23 protein-coding genes are annotated in these 22128 nt (G+C 45.7%); 5 read left to right on the forward strand and 18 right to left on the reverse strand.

The window, feature by feature from the left end; genetic code table 11:
- Positions 1 to 983 precede the first annotated feature (983 nt).
- Entirely contained in the window at positions 984 to 1940 is a 957-nt protein-coding gene (locus BM415_RS18345) for a restriction endonuclease (protein ID WP_091160504.1), read from the forward strand.
- Positions 1941 to 2009: 69 nt separating this feature from the next.
- Here the strand turns inward: BM415_RS18345 and BM415_RS18350 are convergent, their stop codons facing one another.
- The 4 genes from BM415_RS18350 to BM415_RS25935 form a co-directional block, all read right to left on the reverse strand.
- On the reverse strand, positions 2010 to 4100 hold the full coding sequence (locus tag BM415_RS18350; protein WP_091160506.1) for a helicase HerA-like domain-containing protein: 2091 nt from the start codon (positions 4098 to 4100) through the stop codon (positions 2010 to 2012).
- Positions 4075 to 5220 carry an SIR2 family protein gene (locus tag BM415_RS18355; protein ID WP_091160507.1) on the reverse strand — a complete coding sequence of 382 codons (1146 nt, stop codon included), beginning with the start codon at positions 5218 to 5220 and terminating at the stop codon, positions 4075 to 4077. Before BM415_RS18355 ends, BM415_RS18350 begins: the two co-directional genes overlap by 26 nt.
- Positions 5221 to 5594: 374 nt before the next feature.
- Positions 5595 to 5738 carry a hypothetical protein gene (locus tag BM415_RS25930; protein WP_170862549.1) on the reverse strand — a complete coding sequence of 48 codons (144 nt, stop codon included), beginning with the start codon at positions 5736 to 5738 and terminating at the stop codon, positions 5595 to 5597.
- Positions 5735 to 5839: a recombinase family protein gene (locus tag BM415_RS25935; RefSeq protein WP_348272331.1), complete on the reverse strand. Its 105-nt coding sequence runs from the start codon at positions 5837 to 5839 to the stop codon at positions 5735 to 5737. Before BM415_RS25935 ends, BM415_RS25930 begins: the two co-directional genes overlap by 4 nt.
- Before the next feature lie 188 nt (positions 5840 to 6027).
- On the opposite strand from BM415_RS25935, the gene BM415_RS18360 reads away from it, so the two are divergent.
- The 3 genes from BM415_RS18360 to BM415_RS18370 all read left to right on the forward strand — a co-directional run bounded on the left by BM415_RS18360 (position 6028) and on the right by BM415_RS18370 (position 7544).
- Positions 6028 to 6432: a recombinase family protein gene (locus tag BM415_RS18360; RefSeq protein ID WP_170862550.1), complete on the forward strand. Its 405-nt coding sequence runs from the start codon at positions 6028 to 6030 to the stop codon at positions 6430 to 6432.
- A 67-nt stretch (positions 6433 to 6499) separates the two neighbouring features.
- Positions 6500 to 7099 carry a recombinase family protein gene (locus tag BM415_RS18365; protein WP_091160511.1) on the forward strand — a complete coding sequence of 200 codons (600 nt, stop codon included), beginning with the start codon at positions 6500 to 6502 and terminating at the stop codon, positions 7097 to 7099.
- 25 nt (positions 7100 to 7124) lie between these two features.
- A complete protein-coding gene (locus BM415_RS18370) occupies positions 7125 to 7544 on the forward strand; it encodes a hypothetical protein (RefSeq protein ID WP_170862551.1) in 420 nt (139 codons plus the stop codon).
- Position 7545: 1 nt separating this feature from the next.
- On the opposite strand, the gene rlmD is transcribed toward BM415_RS18370, so the two are convergent.
- The 4 genes from rlmD to BM415_RS18390 all read right to left on the reverse strand — a co-directional run bounded on the left by rlmD (position 7546) and on the right by BM415_RS18390 (position 11835).
- On the reverse strand, positions 7546 to 9348 hold the full coding sequence (gene rlmD / locus BM415_RS18375) for a 23S rRNA (uracil(1939)-C(5))-methyltransferase RlmD (protein WP_091160514.1): 1803 nt from the start codon (positions 9346 to 9348) through the stop codon (positions 7546 to 7548).
- Between the two features lie 127 nt (positions 9349 to 9475).
- Positions 9476 to 10357 carry a diacylglycerol kinase gene (locus tag BM415_RS18380; RefSeq protein ID WP_091160622.1) on the reverse strand — a complete coding sequence of 294 codons (882 nt, stop codon included), beginning with the start codon at positions 10355 to 10357 and terminating at the stop codon, positions 9476 to 9478.
- Between the two features lie 413 nt (positions 10358 to 10770).
- Positions 10771 to 11544, reverse strand: coding sequence for a sirohydrochlorin chelatase (locus BM415_RS18385; protein ID WP_091160516.1), 774 nt, complete (start codon positions 11542 to 11544; stop codon positions 10771 to 10773).
- A complete protein-coding gene (locus BM415_RS18390) occupies positions 11545 to 11835 on the reverse strand; it encodes a YerC/YecD family TrpR-related protein (protein ID WP_047912825.1) in 291 nt (96 codons plus the stop codon).
- Between the two features lie 525 nt (positions 11836 to 12360).
- Between BM415_RS18390 and BM415_RS18395 the strand changes: the two genes are divergently transcribed.
- Complete coding sequence (locus BM415_RS18395; protein ID WP_091160518.1) at positions 12361 to 12975, forward strand: hypothetical protein; 615 nt, start codon at positions 12361 to 12363, stop codon at positions 12973 to 12975.
- 91 nt (positions 12976 to 13066) lie between these two features.
- Here the strand turns inward: BM415_RS18395 and corA are convergent, their stop codons facing one another.
- The 10 genes from corA to BM415_RS18445 all read right to left on the reverse strand — a co-directional run bounded on the left by corA (position 13067) and on the right by BM415_RS18445 (position 22126).
- The gene (gene corA, locus BM415_RS18400) at positions 13067 to 14032 is read right to left on the reverse strand and encodes a magnesium/cobalt transporter CorA (protein ID WP_091160624.1); all 966 of its coding nucleotides are present in this window, start codon (positions 14030 to 14032) and stop codon (positions 13067 to 13069) included.
- A 313-nt stretch (positions 14033 to 14345) separates the two neighbouring features.
- Positions 14346 to 15332 carry an inorganic phosphate transporter gene (locus BM415_RS18405; protein WP_091160625.1) on the reverse strand — a complete coding sequence of 329 codons (987 nt, stop codon included), beginning with the start codon at positions 15330 to 15332 and terminating at the stop codon, positions 14346 to 14348.
- A gap of 20 nt (positions 15333 to 15352) precedes the next feature.
- Entirely contained in the window at positions 15353 to 15970 is a 618-nt protein-coding gene (locus tag BM415_RS18410; protein WP_091160519.1) for a DUF47 domain-containing protein, read from the reverse strand.
- 387 nt (positions 15971 to 16357) lie between these two features.
- The gene (locus BM415_RS18415) at positions 16358 to 18262 is read right to left on the reverse strand and encodes a heavy metal translocating P-type ATPase (RefSeq protein WP_091160521.1); all 1905 of its coding nucleotides are present in this window, start codon (positions 18260 to 18262) and stop codon (positions 16358 to 16360) included.
- Positions 18259 to 18510 (reverse strand): hypothetical protein, encoded by a 252-nt coding sequence (locus BM415_RS18420; RefSeq protein WP_091160523.1) that lies wholly within the window; start codon positions 18508 to 18510, stop codon positions 18259 to 18261. Before BM415_RS18420 ends, BM415_RS18415 begins: the two co-directional genes overlap by 4 nt.
- A 64-nt stretch (positions 18511 to 18574) precedes the next feature.
- Positions 18575 to 18772: a hypothetical protein gene (locus BM415_RS18425; RefSeq protein ID WP_091160524.1), complete on the reverse strand. Its 198-nt coding sequence runs from the start codon at positions 18770 to 18772 to the stop codon at positions 18575 to 18577.
- A 19-nt stretch (positions 18773 to 18791) separates the two neighbouring features.
- Positions 18792 to 19400 (reverse strand): ABC transporter ATP-binding protein, encoded by a 609-nt coding sequence (locus tag BM415_RS18430; protein WP_091160526.1) that lies wholly within the window; start codon positions 19398 to 19400, stop codon positions 18792 to 18794.
- A gap of 60 nt (positions 19401 to 19460) precedes the next feature.
- Positions 19461 to 20300, reverse strand: a complete 840-nt coding sequence (locus tag BM415_RS18435; RefSeq protein WP_091160528.1) for an ATP-binding cassette domain-containing protein — start codon at positions 20298 to 20300, stop codon at positions 19461 to 19463.
- A 12-nt stretch (positions 20301 to 20312) separates the two neighbouring features.
- Entirely contained in the window at positions 20313 to 21140 is an 828-nt protein-coding gene (locus BM415_RS18440; RefSeq protein ID WP_091160529.1) for an ABC transporter permease, read from the reverse strand.
- The gene (locus tag BM415_RS18445) at positions 21137 to 22126 is read right to left on the reverse strand and encodes an ABC transporter permease (protein ID WP_091160531.1); all 990 of its coding nucleotides are present in this window, start codon (positions 22124 to 22126) and stop codon (positions 21137 to 21139) included. The genes BM415_RS18440 and BM415_RS18445 overlap by 4 nt, the downstream gene beginning before the upstream one ends.
- Positions 22127 to 22128 lie beyond the last annotated feature (2 nt).

Below are 22128 nucleotides of genomic sequence, written 5' to 3' on the forward strand. Positions count from 1 at the left end.
ATAATTAAATTTTTTAACTTAGATTATATCAATCCCTAATGTCACTAGTGTTGCGTATTTCCGATTTTCCCCTTATAGAGAAAAACGAATATAAGTTTTCAAAGGCCGTTACTATTAACCAACGACTGGTCTTCAGTTAGGTTCGTAAGCTATTTAAATTACTCTGAATCGTTACGTTTTAAGCTATAAACAATCAGAGCAGAGCTTTTACAGTTTAAATAAATATTAAGGATATTTTGATGATATGCCTGTGGTTTTATAGCCAAGGAATCCTAACTCTTTTATCAAGTGGAAAGGCTTATACTGGAGATATGTGGCACGGTTTGACGATTAAGAAAACTCTAGTGAGTCCATACTGAAGCACAATGTAATGGATTCTATCAATTAGAAAATGGTTTTCAAAAAATTAAAGCTAGAAAAATCAAAAATGAATTACTCTAAATATGTAATAAGAAAAGCTCGTCTAATTAATGAAACTTTTGAACGAGCTTTTCATCTTTTATATTTGTTCAGTATGAATAAACCCTTTCTAAAAAACAGCCCTCAAACCCGCATTCCACCGTTGCCTCAATAAATAAACTCATGCTACAAAACAATCTTTTTCTCAATTATTATCTCCACATTTTATAGCACAACTTTATTAAAATCTGAATAATGTCTTGATAGAAAAACAGGGGAAAGACTTGATGGATCTGGGTTTTCCCCCTTCTCCCTTCTCCATTCTCCCTCTCCCCCATTTTATCACGTCTTTATTCAATTTTTAGCACAAGTTTATTATGAATAGCAGAGGTTTATTAGTGTTCTACACATCCCTCACCAACAAAGCGACCGATTCTACATGTGTGGATTGCGTAAAATAGACAATCGATGTGGCAGTATTCGCTTACTACTCAACAAGTCTGAAATATAATAATATAATGTATAAAGAGCATTGTCTTACGATGATCATAATGTTTTAAAGACAATGGGGGAGGCATTACATATTGAGGCTCGCATTATTAGAAAATAAAAATATAAGCAAAGTTATAACCGTTGCCGACTATATACCTGATTTCAGAGATTCATTATTTTGTCCAACCGACGGATGTAATTGCAAGTTGGTTTACGTTAATAGTAATATGCATGAACCATATTTCCGCTCCCATAGAAATCATAGTCATTCTAGTAGCTGTCCTTATATTATTGACTCTTACAATCAACAAGCAGAAAATATTACCTGCTATATCGATGGGTGTTTACAAGTAGCCGATTATGAAGTTTACTTGTATGACTATTATGCCCCACCTATTAATCAAGAGTTTATGGAACTGGATTTCACATGTCCTTACCTTTGTGAACACCACATGAGTGAAAATGAAAGACAAGCTATAGGAAAGAGAGTACCAAGAGGTTCAGTAACTTATCCTTACTCTAATAAAAATCGAGCACAAGGATATACAAAATACATTCCTATAAATAAAAGTTCCATTATTCTTGATTCGGCTAATTATCAAAACCATAAAGAAATTAACCTTGAAGTCCTCGATGTCAATGCGCAATTAATTAAATATTTAGCCATGTATCCTGAACTACTAAGGGAGATTGACCCAAGGAAATTCGAAGAAGTTGTCGCTGAAATTTTTCACAAAAAGGGCTTCACAGTTACACTTACTCCTAGAACTAGAGATGGTGGCAAAGATATCTATGCAATCCAAAATGGAATGTTTGGTCGTCAATTATTTGTAATAGAATGCAAGAGATATAGCAGCACAAATAAAGTAGGGGTTGAACTAGTCAGAGGAATTTATGGGGTAAAAGTAGCAGAACGAGCAACTGCCGCAATGCTTGTGACAACATCCACTTTCTCTAAAGATGCAATCGATTTTGCTTCTCCCTTAAAATATGAATTATCACTAAAGGATTACACCGATTTAAAATCTTGGTTGAAAGAGTATAAATAGCCATAAAAAATAAAGTAGGCGTCTTCTCTCATGAAGATCCTACTTCATTTTTTAATAACATGCTTATTCTTAAATCCTACTGAATCTGTAGTTGTTTTTAATTTGGGAATTAAAAAACTTACCATGGGATTCAGCTGCAAGCAACTCTGTGTGAAGAGTTTCCGGTACATCGTAATACTGATAAACTAGTCCATGATTAAACTCAATTTCTAAGGTCATGCTATCTGCTTCATAACCTATACTCAGAATATTTGATGAAGTAACCATTTCTCTCACCATATCAGTCATCTCTCCTTCGTTTACTACTGGTAATCGTTTAATATTTTCAACAATTCTTTGTGATCGCACCTTTTTTTGTCTCCATAATGTGAGAACTTCTTTATAATCACCCTGTACACGATTATTTGACCATTTTGCTGTAACATCGGGATCAAGACTATCAGGGCGACGTCCGAACGGAGGAGGGGAAATAATTGTTCTCATTGGCAACCTTACAGACTCACCAATAATTATAGCTTCACCTGTCCGCAAGGTTGGTAGCATCCCCATAAGTCCCTCAAAACTATCAGAAACAGCACCTAAAACATGATTGCGATCTGAAGAATTATTCATTCTTAATGCAAATAATGTTCCACATTGAGATAGTATTGTGCTATCTATTTCGGATGGTCTTTGACTTACAAGCATCATACCAATACCGTATTTCCGACCTTCCTTAACAATTTTTCGAACCCCATCAATTGCAATACCACGAGAGTCTTTTCCAAGATAAGTATGGGCCTCTTCTAGAACTACTAGTAAAGGTCGTTCTCTCCCACCTTCAGGTTGATTTCTAGACCAAAATAGTGAATCGTACAATATTCTTATTAAAATGCCTATTAAAGTATCTAAAATTGATGATGGCATACCGGAAAGATCAAAAATACTTATACTCTCTTCCGATCCAACCCATGTTTCTAAAAGCGCATCCAAATCTTTATTTGTTTTTCCATCTAAATTAACTGACCAATCGTCAGCATTAAATAAAAATTCATATCGTGGGTCTTTAAGTAATGACGCTAAACCTTCTAACGGTTTACGGATATTTTTACCTCTATTACTTAAGTAGATTTTTGTTGCCCCTTGTGCTTGGGTATGTGGCATGTAAATCGGAGGTACTACTTTTAAAGAATCCCCTTTTTGCACTGGATTCCCATCTTCCCCCAGTAATAGGGCTTCATTTTCTTCTGAGTGACTACCTTGAACATAATGTGTGCTTATTTCTGCCCTGTATAGATCAAACCAAAGTTTATGTATACTAAACGGAATTGGTGTATCAACGGTCAACGAGTCTTCATTAATTCCTTCGTACTCCTGTCTTTTTAGCGTTTGTAGTTTCAACTCGTATATTTTATCGATGAGAGCATTTCTGCCACTACCTTCAAGACCTCCAAATGCAACAGAAAGAAATTCATCACAAGTTAATGCCCAGTAAGGAATACTCAGTTTTAGTTCATTATTAGAAGGAGTAACTTTATATACTTTTGCTTTTCCCTTGAATGCTGCTGCATACTCACCATGAATGTCAAAAACAATAATTCTAGCCGAAGGAAATTGACTCATATCTGATATCCGCTGAAGAATACTAGTTACGGTAGTGGATTTCCCTGAGCCTGTTGACCCCAAAACTGCGCTATGCCTAGTTACTAAAGTATCTATATTAACCAATGCAGGAATAGAGTCAACGCTTGCAATATTTCCAAGACTAATATACTTCTTATTTTGAGTCCCATAAATTTTCTTCAAATCAGGCTCAGTAACAATATGCACCTTGTCTCCGATAGTAGGATATTGTGATACTCCACGTTCAAACTCCTTCTTAATCCCTTCTTCCCCAACTAGTTGGACTGATATCCATCTATGTCCATATGGCTCTACTTCCAATAATTTATCGGGGACTGCACCCGCTCCTACTTGGGAGACGATTCCGAAGAGATTTATGTATCCAATTGGGATTCTCACAAAACTACCAATTTGACCTATTCTATAACCTTGTCCATCGACAAATTTAAGACTAGAAATTGTATTAATATCGAGAACAACTCTTATATTTGCTCCATTAACATCTTGTACTGTTCCTATATAAGTAGAGGCTTCAGTCATTCTGTTTACTCCAATCATACTGACTTATCTCTTCTAGAAATGAAGCCAGGTGTTGAAAATCGCCTAATTTAAAAAACAAGAGAGGATCGTTATCTTGAGAAGATTGTGGATCTGGCTTCCATTCGCCCTCTTTCTTACCAATTATGGCTCTATCCTTGGCGAGTAAAATTAAATTACTTCTTTTTAACGCCATATCCTTAGCTTCTTGATAATTCTCTAATACATCGTATTGTAGGCCATATATTAATGCATTAGGATTTGTTTGTAATCCTTGCGATAAAACCTCATTAATATGCTGATCTTTATAAGAGTAACCACAAGTAATCAGGATAGCGGAAGGTTGGTTTAAAAATAACTTTAACTGATCCATCATTACCAAATATGGCATTTTCCTACTTTGATCATACTTTAAATGTGATGGATGAATTAATGAACATCCTTTGCTTGGAGTACCTCTCCATATTGTTTGAGTTTGTTTATCTAATTGCCAGTTTATTGAGCCATGCAACTTCCAAAGTTTAGACCATCTTGATGGAAGTTTATTTTCTTCTATTGTTCTAATATCAAAGAAGGCTCTTTTAGAACCAACAAACCCATCGAAATATGGTACATTTAGCTCTTCCAGCGCCTGCTCCATTAGCAAGTCATAATTTGTTGTAAAAATTTCCACCTGGTGTTCTCGATTAATCGAATTAATCCATGCAGCTATTTTATGGTAAGGTGTTGCGTTGCCTGGTAAATCCACATTAACTTCTTCCTCGATTAGTTCACAAATCGATTCTTCTAATGCATTAATAACTGAATTTTCCACATCATGAATTTTACCACTCATAGGTATCTGCTGAAGAAGCCGTATGTAGCTTAAAATATCTTCGATTGTTGGATTAGGGATAGTAGTTTTTAAGTTTTGTATTATTTTCATTAATAAGGAGTCAGGATTTCCACCAAATGAATCAGAAATTTTTCTAGTTAATCCTGCTACATCAGGAATTAAAGGTGCGTCATTATGTCGAATAGAAACGGGACAACCAGCGGCAATGATAAATGCGATTGGCCTCTTATCTTCTGACAAGACATGCTTTAATAAACTTAGTTGTTGTGTTGTGTCATAGTATGAGGCTGTAATAGAATGATCCATTTTAAGTGCTCCTCTTTATTTTTAAATACGACAATTAATTCCAAATTATTCCTCTATAATATCATAATTCCGACAACTTCAGATAGAGGTTTTGATGTAAATTTTTCAGCTAATAGAATAATCTTAGCTAAGGGATGTACCATTAGTTTCCTAAGATGATAACCACTTTTGTGCGTACAAATGAACTCTTAAATTTTTGGGCAGGAAAAACAAAGGTAAACCCTGCTGCGACAAGAAAGAGCGAATCATTCGGCACTAGGTGGGGGTCATTTTTGATATGCACTTTAATCCTTTCTAAAGGTCTTCTAAAATAAAAAAACCATCCAAAGAGAAGAAGATGGCTTAACCTGTCTCAGGCTTGATGAAGCCTTTAACTAACTTTTTTGTTCTTTACGTCTATTTATTTCGCGGTAAAGTGAACCTTTACTCACTTCTGTCATTTCTTCAATTTGTGCAATGGTGAACTCTTTACTTTCATAAAGTTTAATCGCTTTATCAAGTTTCTTTTTATCAGTCATCGGACGACCGCCCTTACGCCCACGCGCTCTAGCCGCTTCAACCCCGCTACAGTTCGTTTACGAATAATTGAACGTTCAAATTCAGCAAAGACCGCCATCATGCCGATTCACCAAGGAGGGCGATCATATTGAAAGTTACTGTAAAATTCACTTCTGAAAATAATCTTCAAACTATAATGCTAGGGCTTCTAAAATCCCGAATTGACACATTGATAGAACAGTCATACGATATTAGGCAAGCGAATACTGTCACATCTCAAAAACATGATTCCAAAGGGGGAAAATGTGCATGAGATGTGCCATTTATGCAAGGGTAAGTACAGGATTAGATAGTCAGAAGGATAGCCTTGAAAGTCAAGTTTCGTACTTTGAAGACTCCATTCAGCAAAAAGGTTGGGAACTGGTTGATATTTATGCCGATGAAAGAATTACTGGTACAAGTACCGCCCAACGTGAAGAACTAAAACGACTTATGCGAGATGCAGAAAAGAAGCTTTTTGATGTAGTCCTAATCAAAGCATTGTCAAGGCTATCTCGTGATACAGCCGACACTCTAAACATCGTCAGAACTCTTAATAGCTACGATGTGATGCTGTTTTCTTCAAGGGAAGGCGAAATAAAAAGACGAGTTACAGCTTACTGTTATTTCAGCGGTAAACTAACGGCAAAGCGAGGATACGTCACACAACGTTAGTTGGGGGATAGCAGTCAAATCACGTAATGGCATCTTTCATGGTACGCCGCCATTTGGCTACGACAAAGTGAAGCCGGGAAAATTAGTTCCCAGTGTCACTCACGCCCCCACTGTACAGTTAATATTCGACCTCTACCTAAACAAGGGGATGGGCGTTCAAGCAATAGCCAATTACTTGAATGATGAATTAGGCGTACTTCCTTCGAGAAAAAACACAAAGAAGTGGTATGATTCCTCTATACGCTGGATGCTAACTAACCGTCACTATATTGGCGACTTGGTACAAGGACGTTCTATGGTGGATAGTAAGGACAAAATCCATCTTCAAAAAAAGGGCTACAAGAAGCGGCATAAGATTGACGAGAACGATTGGATTGTCATTCCTAACCAACATGAACCGCTCATTATTCGAGAGCAGTTTGAAGCTGTTCAAGAAAAAATGAAACAAAAAGCCAATCGAATATTTAGAGGCAGAGGACGCAAATCATTATTTGCTAGAGTTGCGTTCTGTGCCGATTGTGGAGCGGGAATGAATTATAAGAATGACCGACATTCCTACGTATGCTCAACGTATCAGAAGAACGGCTCAAAAAAGTGTTCGTCTCATATCATCAAGCATGAACCTTCTAAAACAAGCTGTATTAGCCAATCTGAAGGAACTAATTGATAACTCGCTCAACATGCAATCATTAGTGGACGTTACAATCCAAAGAGCAGGAATCAAGAAAAACAACGCCGTTAAGGAACTCGATAAGGTTCAGCGTGAAATCAGCAAACTGGACAGGGAACTTGTACAGCTTACGAGGAAATGGACGAGCGGCGATATTGATAAGGAATTGTTCAATGCTTGTTCTGTGGCGGTCAAGAACGAACGCCAAGCACTAGAAGAACGAGGGGCGCGACTTCAATCAGAAATCGCCCACGAACACGATACAGAATCTCGTGTATCAGCGTTTAAGGCGGAGTTAATGAAGTTCATCGCGCTAGACGTTAGTAACGAGGAAATCCTGCGAGATATGATTCACAAGATGATTAACCGTGTGGACGTTCACGAAGACGGTTCAATCGAAATTACGTACAACTTCCAAAACCCACTAAAACAAGGGGCGTAGCCTATTTAGGCTCGCCCCTCCATTCCATCAATAATACGCACTCCACATGCACCGTATGCGGGAACATGTCCACCGGCGTCACCTCTACCGTCTTAAACCCGCCGTCCTCCAGGACGCGCAGATCGCGTGCCAGTGTCGATGGATTACACGACACATAGACCACACGCTCGGGACGCATCTCCAGAATCGTATCCAAGAGTCTTGGGTCACAGCCTTTACGCGGGGGATCAACGACGATCACGTCTGGCGTGATACCTTGTTCCTTCCACTGCGGAATCACATCCTCGGATGGACCTGCCTCGAAGGTGGCGTTCGTGATTTCGTTCAGATCCGCATTCTTCTTCGCATCCTCAATCGCTTCCTTCACGATCTCTACGCCGTAGACATGCTTAGCATGCTGGGCAAGGAACAGTGAGATGGTACCGATTCCGCAGTAGGCGTCAATGACGGTCTCTTTTCCAGTTAGCCCTGCGTACTCCACCGTCTTGCCATACAGCACCTCGGTCTGTACCGGATTAACTTGATAGAAGGAACGCGCTGATATCGCGAACTTGATGTCCCCAATGTAGTCATAGATGACTTCACTGCCCCAGAGCACACGGGTAACATCACCGAAGATGACGTTCGTCTTCTTGGTATTGACGTTCTGACAGATACTGGTCACCTGTGGAAGCTGCTCCCGAATGCCATGAATCCACGCTTCTACATGGGGAATGCTGTCTCCGTTCGTGACGAGTACAAGCATCATCTCACCGGTGCGGAAAGCCTTCTTCACAACCACATGGCGAAGCAGCCCTTTACCTGTTTCTTCATTATATGCTCTAATTCCGACACTGCGGCCAATCTGCTTAACCCGCTCTACGACCTCGTCGTTATGCTCATGCTGAATCATACAGCGCTCCATGTCCACGATGCGGTGACTGCCCTTGGCATAGAAGCCGCCGATCAGGCCGCCGTCGATTTCACCCATCGGCACCTGTGCCTTGTTCCGGTAACGCCATGGCTCCTGCATACCTAATGTCTTAAGCACTTGAATCCCTTCATACACAGGCTTGTCCCCAGCACTGTGAGTATCTTCCATATCCGAAGACAAGTTATCCACTTGTGGATGAGTCTTCATCTCTGCTACATTCAGCTTGCCGATCCGGGTCAAGTTATCCACGACAATCTGACGCTTCCATTCCAGCTGTCCTTCGTAGCTCATATGCTGCAGCTGGCAGCCTCCGCATTGATCATAGATCGGACACGGTGCAGCGACACGGTCCTTGCTTGCTGTGATGATCTCCAGCAGCTTCGCATAACCATACTGCTTCTTCGTCTTGAGCACCTTCACACGGACCTTCTCACCCGGAAGTGCTCCAGCAACAAACAAGGTATATCCTTCCGTACGGCCTACACCCTCACCATCATGATTCATCCCGATGATCTCAATGACAGTTTCGTCGTTCTTTGCAACGGGCAGCCCTAACTCTGCCGCAATATCTCGTGATGCCTGCTGATTTCTTCCCGAGCCAAGGCCGCTGTTCTTGTCTCTACTTCTTCTAGATGTGCGGCTTCCGTTCTTCTCCGAACTTCGAGAGCTCCCTCCTGCCTGTCCAGAACCAGCAGAAAAAGATGCCTCGCCTTGCGGCTGCATCCCTGTTCTTGTTGCTGCTCCAGTCTGCTTGTTACCTGTCTTCCCGGCACGATGATCCTTCCCTTGAAGACGTCCTCCACTAGCCTTACCTGCTCCTGCATTAGCTGCTACAGCCTTTACTTCACTGCTCCGGCGGTTTTTTCCACGACCGCTGCGGTTGTTGTTCATCTTTGCGTAATTCCTCTCATTTGTTGATTTTGTTCCCTAATGTAATTTACTTCCAGTTGTTACTCCATTAACAATTCAGCAGTATACTGAATCAGATTTCACATTCATTATAAATGCCTGCTTCAATCTATCTGTAGATTTGGATATGATGAGGCATATTTTTGAAGCTTGCCGGTAGTGACCCGCCCAGTTCTCCGTCCAGATTGAGCAGCACTTCACCCGGTGAGGTAACCTCCATATAGTCCGTTTGGAAGTGAATGATCTTCTTGTCGCCAAGATGCTCTCCACGGAGCGCCATCGTTACGAGGCGTATCATCTCCGCAAGATTACATTTCTTCAGTGCAATCACATCGAACAATCCGTCATCGATCGTAGCACTCGGTGCCAGCTTCTCAAATCCGCCGACCGAGTTCGTATTCGCAATCAGGAACAGCATGAATTCATCATGAATGTCCTCCTGCCCCCTGGCCTTGATGTAGAGCTCCTGCGGGGTGAGGTTGATCATCTTCTCCATGCCTTTCATATAATAGGCCAGCTGACCAATCATCGTCTTCAGGCGGCTCGGCACTTCATAGGTCAGCTCTGTCAGTGTTCCTCCACCAGCAATGTTAATAAAATAACGATTATTTACAAGACCAAGATCAACAGGACGCGTCTCCTGGCGGATCACCATATCGCAGTAATCCTCCCAATGCCTTGGGATTCCGAGCGCTCTTGCAAAGTCATTGGTCGTTCCCAGCGGAAAAATGCCCAGCGGCGGCCGATTCTCTTTACCTGCCATCCCGTTGATAACTTCATACAGCGTTCCGTCTCCACCGGCAGCAATGATCATATCGTATCCGCGGTCAATCGCTTCCGATGCTTCCCTTGTTGCATCACCTTCACCTGTGGTTGCGTGACAGGAGGCTTCAATTCCGCCCTCATCCAAGCGCTGTAATATCGACGCAAGTCTTCGCTTCGCCTCTTCCCGACCTGACGTCGGATTATAGATTAATCTCGCCTTTTTCATAGTCATGATCCTTACGCCACCTACTTTTAGCAAATATCCCAAAGATCATCATACAACCAGCCTTGGGCACCTTCTCTTTATCTTTATAAATTGACTCGAGTTCATAATACCCTTATTACCTTGTTATGAACTGAATCCGACCATACGATAGAAATAGAATTATAGCGTTTATAGTTTGTTCCATCTTCTTACTATTCCCAAAAACACTTCCGCTTAAGTCTCTCTAAGCCTGTTTCTTACATCCAATAGTTTATTATACAACAAAAAACCGGCCGTCGTCTTTATTTCAGTTCGCATCATACCACTGTTTTAGGACAAACGGCCAGGACTCTATACCCTTATTCTATTGTATTCCATAAGCATTTCCAATATTAAGCGAATACAAATAACAACAATTGCACATTCATTCGCGCCTAAGTGTTCGCCAAGGCTCTCAGCATATCGTCCACTTGCTTCTCAATCCACTGATGCAGTAGTGGATGGGGCAGGAGCGTACGATCTCCACTATATTCCACGTGAATTCCACCCAGCCGTTTCGGTATCTCTACATTCGTAAAATACCCTGCACTTAGAAATAGCGGCATGGCCAGAACCCGGTACCCTTGTTCTATATAACCAGCAGCCTTATCATTGATACGATCTGGATTCAACAGTGCGTAATCCGCTTGAGAAACTCCACTAATCTCCTTGACCAGACGAGCGAGCGTCGAGAAGCCCTGCTCCCAGCGCTGCAGAAATCCGTCATGACGGCTTCCGTGTCCAAGCAGAAGAATGATCTCCTTGGAGGGCTCCTGCGAATAGGGCCTCAGCTTGTCCCATATCATCGTGGCAAGCAGCGGATCATCATGCAGCGGATGTCCATAATGAACGCGTGACTCCACCTCGAAAGGCTCAAGATCCGTCACCTTCTCAGGAACAGGCTTCGCTCCAAGCGCATACTCAATCTCATCGACATGGGTGCTGCCCGCTGAAATAAACAAGGGAACAGCGAGTATATCGGTTACTCCATTCTGTTCGAGCTCGTCAATTCCATCCTGAATAAGCCTTCCCTCTACATTTTCCAGAAAAGAAGCATACACAGGTACTCCCGCCGGTAAAGACAGCTGCATCACTGCTTGATCCACAAGCTCAGTCCAGCCTGAATCCTTGGATCCATGGCTGATAATCAGAACTCCGGGCTTCATCATTTAGCGTCCAAGGCGCTCCAGCGCCATCTTGTATCCGTCATTACCATAATTCAAGCAGCGCTTAACACGGGAAATGGTCGCCGTGCTTGCACCCGTCTCAGACTCAATCTGATTATAGGTATTACCTTTACCCAGCATGCGCGCTACTTCCAGACGCTGTGACAAGGATTGAATCTCGTTCACCGTACACAGGTCGTCAAAGAACACATAGCACTCCTCAATGTCCTTCAGTGTCAAAATGGCTTCAAATAATTGATCTATACTTTTATCATTTAGCTTCTTCAGCTGCATGTCATCATCCCCTAAGGTTACTATGAATATTATTTCATTGTAACTACACGTTATTGGTATTTCAAGCATTACCGTTTTCACGCGATGCAGAATAAAATCATTCCGATACTCCTTGCGCTATACACAGGCGGTAAGATCTTAGAGCACCGCACGCCAAACTACATTATACCATAATGTACAGGTTTGCAATGAAATGTGATACCTTTTGCTCTTGTTTATAAGAAGTCATGGTGTTGTTTATATACCCGGACTTCATGTTTATTCGTTCCCATGTGGAAAGAATCCTGTTGACTCTACCTATTTATCGGCTGTTTCCGATATTTTTTTCACACACATATAAGGCTGCGCTGTTCCTGTGAGCTCATGCTGTTGTGCATCTCCTCTCTGTTCATAAGTGATAGAGCTGCGCCTTGGGCCAGAGCCCAAATCCGCCAATATCCCGGAAAATCTCGCATTTTTTTAAACGCGGAGGACCTCATCAACATACACTATACTAAACCATGTGCAAAGGAATGTGATCAACCGATGTCTCAACAACACTACAGAAGACGCAGCCGGCAAGCTCGGGCATTCACGGACCCTAATCAGTATTCACCATATCCTGGGATTCCACACTATAATCAGCCCCCTGCGCCGGACCATACTGCACAAACCAATGCATTAGTACCAACTCAGCCGCAGGTTCCTCAAGCGATACCTCAGCAGATTACTCCCACTCCCGTCTATCCTGCGAACCAGGTTGTACAGCAGGCTGCTGATACCGGAGCAGCGGCCGCCACTGGAGGTCTGCTCGGCAATTTAGGCGGAATCGGCAATAACTTGAGTAGTCTAAAAGGTCTGTTTGACCGGATCGGCGGCATTGACGGGATCGTCAATGGAATGGGCAAGGTACAGCAGGTCGTCAACGGAGTGCAGCAGATGGCCCCGATGATGAAGCTGTTTGTAGGATTGCTCCCCTTTGGAGCCGCAGCAGCAGCCAATAAAGCAGCAGAGTCCACATCACCCACATACGAGGAGACTTACTACCGCCCAAGAAAGAAGCGTAAACGCAAGAAATCAAGATCCACGGGCAAAAAACGCCGCAAAACTTCATCTTCCAAGCCTTACTCTCCCTCATCCTCCAAAAAGAGAAGGAGATAAGCTACCCTTGCTTATGCTGGACTCCGCATAAAGCACCCTCCGTAGAATGATGGCTGATGGAGGGTGCTTCTGTTTTTTTGAAACATATGCCTTACTTAAACCAGCCCCGTTTCTTAAACCAGATCATCATTCCGCAGCCCAGCAGGATCATCCCCACGATGACCGCAGTGTATCCATAGCGATAACTGAGCTCTGGCATATGATGAAAATTCATCCCATAGATGCCGGCAATCAGCGTAAGGGGCATGAACAAGGTCGTTATTACCGTGAGCGTCTTCATAATGCTGTTCATTCGATCCGAATTCAGCGAAATGTAGCTGTCCCGCAGGTCTGCCGTCATTTCCCGGTCTGCTTCAAGCATATCTGTCAGCTTTAGCAAATGGTCATAAATATTGATAAAATACAGCTTATGATCACTTCGGCTCTGACCCTGTATATGCTGCGAGTTGATGATTCGATACAAGAGATCCCTCATCGGCACGATCGTTTTGCGCAAATGCAACAGCTTGCTTCGAATGAGAAACACTTGATTAACCAGCTCCTCCGTCGGTGCATTGCCGCTCCTTCCTTCCAGTTCAGCCAGCTCATCCTCAATTGCAAACAAGACCGGAAAGTAACCATCGACCAGCTTATCCATCACTGTATATGCTGCCGCAATCGGAGCTCTGCTCCAAATGGTACGCCTCTCGGCCTCGCCACCGATACGCTCCCAGGCCTGATCCAGTTCGTCAAGCGGCTCATGATGATAGGAGACCAGCAGCTTGGGACCAAGAAACAGATCTACCTCATGCGGCTTCTCCTCTTCCTGGCGGATCGCATGAAGCACCATGAATTGAATATCTTCATAGTAATCCAGCTTAGGGCGCTGAAGCACATGCAGGCAATCTTCAATTGCCAGCGGATGAAATTGAAAATACTTATGCAGCAGCTGTGACTCCTGTTCTGTCGGGGCACTGAAATCCGTCCATACAAAATCATAATCATCAAGACTTATATCAAGCAGATGTAACTCTTTGACCACTTTATGATCATGGGTTATTGCCATCGTCCGAATAATCGTGCACCACGCCTTTCCATACATATCACCGACATCACGGAACAAAAAAGCCCTGCTTCCTCATCTTTTGTTCATTCACAAATCGTGAACGAGAGGTAAGCACGGACTGTATGATTTCAGCTGATTTATCTATCCACAAGTGGATAACTTTTTATATGAGATTTGTTATTCTTAGATGTCCCCATATTCACAGAGTTATAAACATTTTCCACATGAAACGAATGAAAAACCCGGCAAAAACGCGAAAATGAATCCACAGCTTCGCGATCGTCCGGGTTCTGTTCATTCTACATCTATTTTTGAAATTAAGAGCTTAGAAAAATATCCACATAATAAGGCCGGCAAGAAAACCGGAAATCGGAATGGTAATAAACCAGGTTACTATGATGCGTCCTGCTAGCGACCATTTCACCGATTTGAAACGTTTAGCCGAACCTACACCAAGGATTGCAGATGTGATTGCATGCGTGGTGCTGACCGGAAGGTGCAGCAGCGTTGCGCCGAAGATGACGGATGCTGCTGAGAAATCCGCTGCAAAGCCGTTGATTGGTTCAATCTTGAATATTTTTGTACCCATTGTCTTGATAATTTTCCATCCGCCGACTGCCGTACCTGCCGCCATCGCTGTAGCTGCCGCGATTTTGACCCACAGCGGAACGTCCATTGTATCCTGCACTTTCGCTGCAACGAGAGCGAAAGTAATAATCCCCATCGCTTTCTGTGCATCGTTCGTACCGTGTGTGAAGGATTGGAGTGCAGCTGTAAAGATCTGCATGGTCCGAAAACCTTTGTTGACCGTATGTGGACTGCGCTTGGCAAAGATCCATTTCAGTAAGGTCATCACGACATAACCAATGACGAAGGCAATGATTGGAGAGAAGATCAAGCCTTTTACAATATCAGCAAACCCTGCCCAATTCAGCTCGCTTCTTTCACCGATAAATACGGCACCCGCAAGCGCACCAATCAGTGCATGGGATGAAGAAGACGGGAGCCCGAACCACCAGGTGATCAGGTTCCAGGCAATCGCTGCAATAAGCGTCGCAATCACGATATTGATCCCGTTATCCAGCTTCGTGGGGTCAGCGACACTGCCCCCGATCGTTTTCGCAACCCCTGTAAACATCAGTGCACCCAGAAAGTTCATGCTGGCTGCAAGAATAATAGCTCGGCGCGGTGTCAGGGCTCTCGTCGATACCGATGTTGCAATGGCATTCGCCGTATCGTGGAACCCGTTAATGAAATCGAAGGCCAGCGCCAGGAAGATGACAATCCCTAATACCCATATAGTAGTTTCCATTTCCATAATCGATGTGCTCCTTACGAGTTCCGCATGATGATCGATTCAAGACGGTTTGCAACATGCTCGCAAGCATCGGTTGTCGTCTCAAGACGCTCGTAGGTTTCTTTGCGTTTAATCAGCTCAATGGGATCCGTTACTGTGTCGAACAGGTTCTTGATGCAAATACGAAGAAGCTCGTCCCCTTGATTCTCTAGATCGTTCAAACGAATCGTGTACTCGCGGATGGCGAGCAGCTTTTTCTGGGAGAGCAAATGTACAGCTTTTTGAATTTCGTAGGCAGACTCGCGGATAATTTCAGCAAACTGTACAATATATTCATCCGGATCTGTCAGATTGTACATGTAGAAACGGGATGCGGTTGCTTCAATACCGTCCAGTACATCATCAAGCGTCGTAGCGAGCGCCATGATATCGTCACGTTCGATAGGTGTAATAAACGTCTTGTTCAGCTCTTTGATAATTGTATGTGTGTAGTTATCGCACTCGGTCTCATACTTCTTCATTTGATTCGTAAATTCGACCATGTTGTTCAGGCTTCCGGCATGCTGGGCAAAATAATCCGCAGCTTGTACAACCGTGTCCGCCATGCTTTCCAGTGACTCAAAAAATATATCCTTCTTCTTCTTCAAAGCCATTCTTATATCCCCTTCACAGAAAAATTGCGTGAAATGTAATGTAATGAAATGAAATGACAACATTTGATATCTTATCATACTTTACACCGCGTTTACACAAAAAACGAACACTTTTCATCATTATCAATTTCCATCTTTATGTAGAGTGACCTGGTAGAGCCTCTATTATCCAGATCACTCACAGAACTTCCATGCTTATCCTCGATATTCCTAGATATAACCATTACATCTGTAAAGAGAAACATAGCCAGATGATCATCGATATGCTCTAACTCTGCCATATGCACAAAAAAAAGCCTTTGCTTAAATTCGGCGGTGACTACGCCATGAACTCAAGCCAAAGGCTGCATATATGCCAAAATTAATTTTACTTGTAATGAAGCTGCGTCATGAATTCGCGTCTTGAATTCGCATCTTCAAGCTGCGTCTTGAAACCGAAGCTTTCTTGCGAATCAATCTCGCCGAATTCATCACTACAAATAACGACGCAACATTATGGATCGCTGCTCCCATAACCGGATCGATCCACCCCGAGGCTGCCAGGAGAATACCAATGACATTAAATGCCACAGCAAAGATCCAGATGTTCTGCCTTACGATGAACATCGTTGAACGGCTAATTTGCATGACCTCCGGCAGCTTCTCAAGCCGGTCACCCATCAAGGCCACCTGTGAGGACTGGATCGCCAGATCTGTCCCTGCCGCTCCCATGGCAATGCCTACATCGGCTGCCGCAAGGGCAGGTGCATCATTAATGCCTTCACCGACCATGGCTACAACAAAACCCTCGCGCTGATAGCGGCGAATGACAGCCAGCTTGTCGTGAGGAAGCAGTCTGGCGTGAACATCGTCCAGCTTCAGCTCCCGCTGAAGTGATGCGGCTGCTCCTTCACTATCACCGGTTAGAAGCACGATCCGCGAAATACCGAGCTGTCGAATTCGGGCAAGTGCCTGATCCGCCTCATCCCGGACTTTATCCCCGATAATGAGACCTCCCGCCAGTTCTTCTTCTACTATAATGAGCAGGACGGTTTCGTGCGGATGCTGTGCCAGAAACTGCACAGCCGCCTCTGCGTCGGCACCATTGGCCCACTGCTCCATGAGACGCTCATTCCCCACTCGAACCCGCTTCCCGGACACGATTGCGCTGACACCCATGCCGACTTCCTGCTTGAAGTCCCTCGGCTCCTCTGCAAGCGTTAATCCGCTCTCAGCAGCGTATTCCCTTATCGCGAGCCCAATCGGATGCTCGGAATATCGTTCTGCCCCTTCCGCATAACATAGCAGCTCTGCTTCCGTGATCTTTCCAAATGATAAAATTTGCTTCAGCACCGGCTTGCCTTGGGTTAGCGTGCCGGTCTTGTCGAAGCAGACCAGATCAACCCGGGACAATGCCTCCATGGCGCGTCCGCCCTTTACGAGCACACCACGCTTGGCAACGTTGCCTACACTGGCAACGACGGCGGTAGGCGTAGCGAGCACAAGCGCACAGGGACAGGCGATAACCAGCACGGTCATCGTACGTACCAGATCGTCCGTGAACAGCCAGGTTATTGCGGCCGTTCCTAGAATAATCGGTGTAAAATAGCCGGCAATCCGGTCTGCGAGCCTTTGCATGGGGCCCTTCGTTTCCTGTGCATCCAGCACTGAGGCAATAATTCGGCCCATCGTTGTTTCTTCTCCGGTTTTTGCCACCTTGATCTCAATCGAGCCAAACTCGGCAACCGTGCCTTGGTATACCTGGCTGCCAGCGGCTTTGTCCTGCGGCATCGGCTCTCCCGTCAGTGCGGCTTCACTGATGGAAGCAGAGCCTCTCGTAACGGTTCCATCGGCAGGTATGCGTTCTCCCGGCCTCACTAACACCCGGTCATCAGGGACAAGCTCCGAGGTAGACACCCGGATCCATGCTCCGCCTCGCCACACAGAGGCTTCCTCTGGCACAAGAGCTAGCAGCTCCTCAAACGACTGCCGGGTCCGGTGCAGCGTAATTTCCTCAAGCAGCTCGCCAATGAGCATCATCAGCGCCACAAGCGCGGCAGCTTTGTAAAATCCGAGGTAGGCACAGCCGGCCATCGTAATCACGACCAGGGTGCCTGCGGTCAGCCTGTGGGTATCCAGCACAGCCAGAAGTGCGCGGTAAGCAATAACGCCGCCTCCAAGCAGCATTGCATAGAATGCGGGCGGAAAGCCCGCGACATCGTCCAGCATCGGGATATACGAGACGAGCAAAGCGAGCCCAACAGACAGCGGCAGAAACCATATGTACGCATTTCTCAGCTGCACTGTGTTCATAGCTGACTGAACTCCCAAATGACATAGGCCGTTAAACCGGCGATAACCACGAATGCCGAAATGAGCTTATGACGCGTATTTGCACGTTCTTTTCTCTGCTGCCGCTGCTCCGAGTCCCGGGAATCATAGCTGTCGTCCTCATCCGGGTCTGGGCCTCCTAACGGTATGTATCTCCCGCCGTTTTGTTTCCGGTTATGATGGTGGCTGGTCAGTATCCCGTGATAGCCTTCATGCATAACGACTTCCATCGTATAGACACGCTCCTCTATTAATCACTTGGAAGGCCTCAAGCGGAATGTCAGCCTCCATAGGCTAAGCCATAAAGTTCTGCTGGTCCTTCCCTTCTACTGTTTCTGCAATTTCAGCCTGTGCGGCGTTTCCCTGAATTGCTTCGGATTCATCCGGCTTCACCGTTTGACCCGGACGCGGCTTGATGTCTTCACAGGATGTATGTCCGGCCAGAAGGGTGTAAGCTGCGGCAATTGCTGCTGCTCTCATCCATTTCTTCATCTCAGCTCACCGCCGATTCTTATTTTTGATAGGTTGTAAAATCGATCACCCTTGTACAGATTCGATTCAAGAGATGATGGTCATGGCTGACAATCACAAGCCCCATCTCCCGCTTCTCTGCCAAGTCAAGCACCGCCTTCCATATTCGGGCCTGTGTAATGGCATCGAGCATCGTTGTCATCTCATCTGCTATGAAAAACCTGGTCTCTGGCGCCAAAGCGCGGGCAATGCAGATTCGTTGCAGCTCTCCGCCCGAGAGCTCAGCCGGCCACCTCTCCAGCCAATCTGGATGAATATCGAGGGCTGCAAGCAGCTCCTCGTCCGGCTCCCAGCCCTCGTTCAATATCTGGCGCACCTTCCATCGTGGATTTACAGCCCGTTCAGGATGCTGGAATATCAGCTGGATCGGTCTGTAACCAATGCTGGGCAGCGGTTGACCGTCCAACAGCACCTTGCCCTCAAATTCCTTGTCATAGCCTGACATAATCCGGCATAAGGTGGATTTCCCACAGCCGCTCGGTCCTAACAATCCTACGGCCTCCCCTTGTTTTACCTGCATATTTGCTTCACGGAACAGCCACTGCTCCCTGCCATACCGCTTGCTTACGTTGTGAGCTTCAAGCTCCATAAGGGCTTCTCACCTTCCCTTGGGTAATGTTCGCCCTCATCTGACTTGCCTCGGCAGTTGTCATATCGGCTTCTCTTCTTCTCTTGCCGCGGCTGCCATGGCATGATCAACCACATCAGGCACCGCAAAATCATTCTGAGGCAGTGCCTGCCATAATGCCTGTGAATACGGATGACGGAGACGCTCGCCCTTCCCTGTAAAATCAGCAGCCTCTGCCATTTCCAGTATCGTCCCGGAATAGAAGACAGCTACCCGGTCTGCGATGGACATAGCCGCTTCCAAATCATGCGTGATAAAAATAACAGCAGTTCCCGTATCCGCGAACTGCCTGAACATATTCAGCGTCTCCTGTACGACCGCCTCATCCAGCCCCGGCGTGGGCTCATCGGCAATGAGCAGTCTGGCGCCGCTGACCGATGCAATGGATACAAGCACACGCCGGGCCATCCCACCAGACAGCTGAAATGGGTACCGCTTCGCAGCCTTCGGACCGAGCCTCATTTTTTGAAAGGCTTTAATCTGCTCTTCGACAGGGTCTCCGACCCGTACGGCTTGCCTGACCTGCATGCCAACTCTCATTAACGGATCAAGAAAGTCAACGGATTGTGGGACAAGTGCGATTTCTCTGCCTCTCAGCTTCTTCATCAATTTCGGAGTTAGGGGCTGACCATCGAAGATCAGATTCCCACTCCATTTTGCATTGCTCGGCAGAATGCCAAGTATGGCGTGAGCCAGCAGGCTTTTGCCTGAACCGCTTGCTCCAACGACGGCAACAATCTCGCCGGGATGTACGGTCAAGGATAAGCTGCGGATTACCGATCTATCCATCTGCCTCAGACCCTTGTCATACCGGGTAAATGAAATATTCAAATCATCGATTTCCAATAAAGATGTTGTCATGGGTTCTCCCTTCTACTCCTGCGAACGATGCGGACTGATCAGCGCATGCAGGTTCTCAGCCAGCACATCAAAAGCACGCACGACAATGAGCAGGCATAGTCCCGGGAAAAACGCCAGCCACCACATGCCTGTGGACAAGTACCTCATCGATTCCGACAAAATGATACCGATTGCCGGCTGATGTGGTGAGAGGCCCATGCCGAGGAAAGTAATAGATGCCTCATGCAGAATGGCGTGCGGGAATAGCAGCAGCGTCCCAACAATAAACTGGGGCAGTAGATGCGGCAGCAGATGCCTTGTCGCAATCCACCATTTGGATCTGCCCATCTGCTCGGATACAAGCACGAACTCGCTTGTTTGCAAATACATCATTTCCGCACGAATTAGACGGGCAAGGCTCGGCCAATGAGTCAGGCCCACGGCAATAATGACTCCCTTGACGCCGCCGCCCATGACAAACGCGACCAGTATAAGCAGAACCAGATGAGGTACACTCAGGAACAGGTCAATCAGCCACGTAATGATCCGGTCGACGGTTCTGCCAAGGGAAGCGGCCATTAGTCCAAGCACAGCGGCAATCATTCCGCTTGCCAGTGCCGCCGTTAAGCCGACGCCAAGACTTAGGACAAGCCCTTTCATCGTTCTAGCGAGCATATCGCGCCCGAGCCAGTCTGTTCCGAACGGATGTGCAAGAGATGGAGCCTGATTCCGCTCGGTCAAATGAGTCTCCAGCAGCGAGCTGCTCTGCAAGAGAGCAAGCAGTATCGGAATAACCAGCAGAACAAACGCAATGGCCGAATAGATCAGCGTTCTCGTTCTGCGATTCAGTATGGTCATCATATCGATTGTCCCTCCCTGATCCGCGGGTCAATCCAGCGGTAAACGAGCTCGGATATGAGATTGCCTGTGAAGACGAACAGCGTGCTGAATAGCACAATGCCCATCAATAACGGAACATCGCCGCGCGTGCTCGCTTCCACCGTCGCTTGTCCCAGTCCGGGGTAGGAAAATACCTGCTCGACCAATACCGCGCCGCCAAACAGCTCGCTGAAGGAGGCGAACTGCAGCGTTACCGCGGGCAGGAGAATGTTGCGAAGGCCATGCCGGCGGAACAAGACGAAGCCTTCCTCTCCTCTTGCCTTCGCAAACAGTACATATTCACTTTCCAGCACCTCGACCAGCTTCTCTCGGGTATGCAGAGCAATATTCGATATCCCGACAATGCTGAGTGTGATTGCGGGCAGGATCATATGGCGCACCCGGTCCAGCCAGGTAACCTCTGCCGCTTCAACACCTGCAGGAACACCAAGACCAACTGGAAAGACTGGAATCCATACCGTAAACAAAATGAGCAGCAGCAGACCCGCCCAGAACGTCGGTGTAGAGGAGAGGCCATAGCAATACCACTTGATGATGCGGTCAATCCAGGTTCCCTGCTTCATCGCTGCCAGAGCCCCCGCTGCAAACCCGATAATTCCGGACAGCACCCAAGCTGCAAGCATAAGCGCCAGAGAGCTCTTAAACCGGTCAGCGATGACATCCATTACGGGTTCACGGTGAATCATTGAAGTCCCCAAGTCGCCTTGTACAAGCGCATGGCCCCATGCTAGAAACCGCTCTACAGGAGGGTCATTCAGCCCCCAGTATTCAGCAATCGCTGCACGCTGCTCGCTACTAACACGGAGCATATCTGCTCCAATATAAGCCTGCGTCGGATCAATGGGGGAATGGCTGATTAATATGAAAGTAATGACGCTTACGGCTGCAAGCAAGAGGATAAGCTTAAAGAACTGCCGTACCACAAATTTAACGGTCACCGTCGCCATCT

This window comes from Paenibacillus sp. 453mf (assembly GCF_900116105.1).
GTDB lineage: Bacteria > Bacillota > Bacilli > Paenibacillales > Paenibacillaceae > Paenibacillus > Paenibacillus provencensis.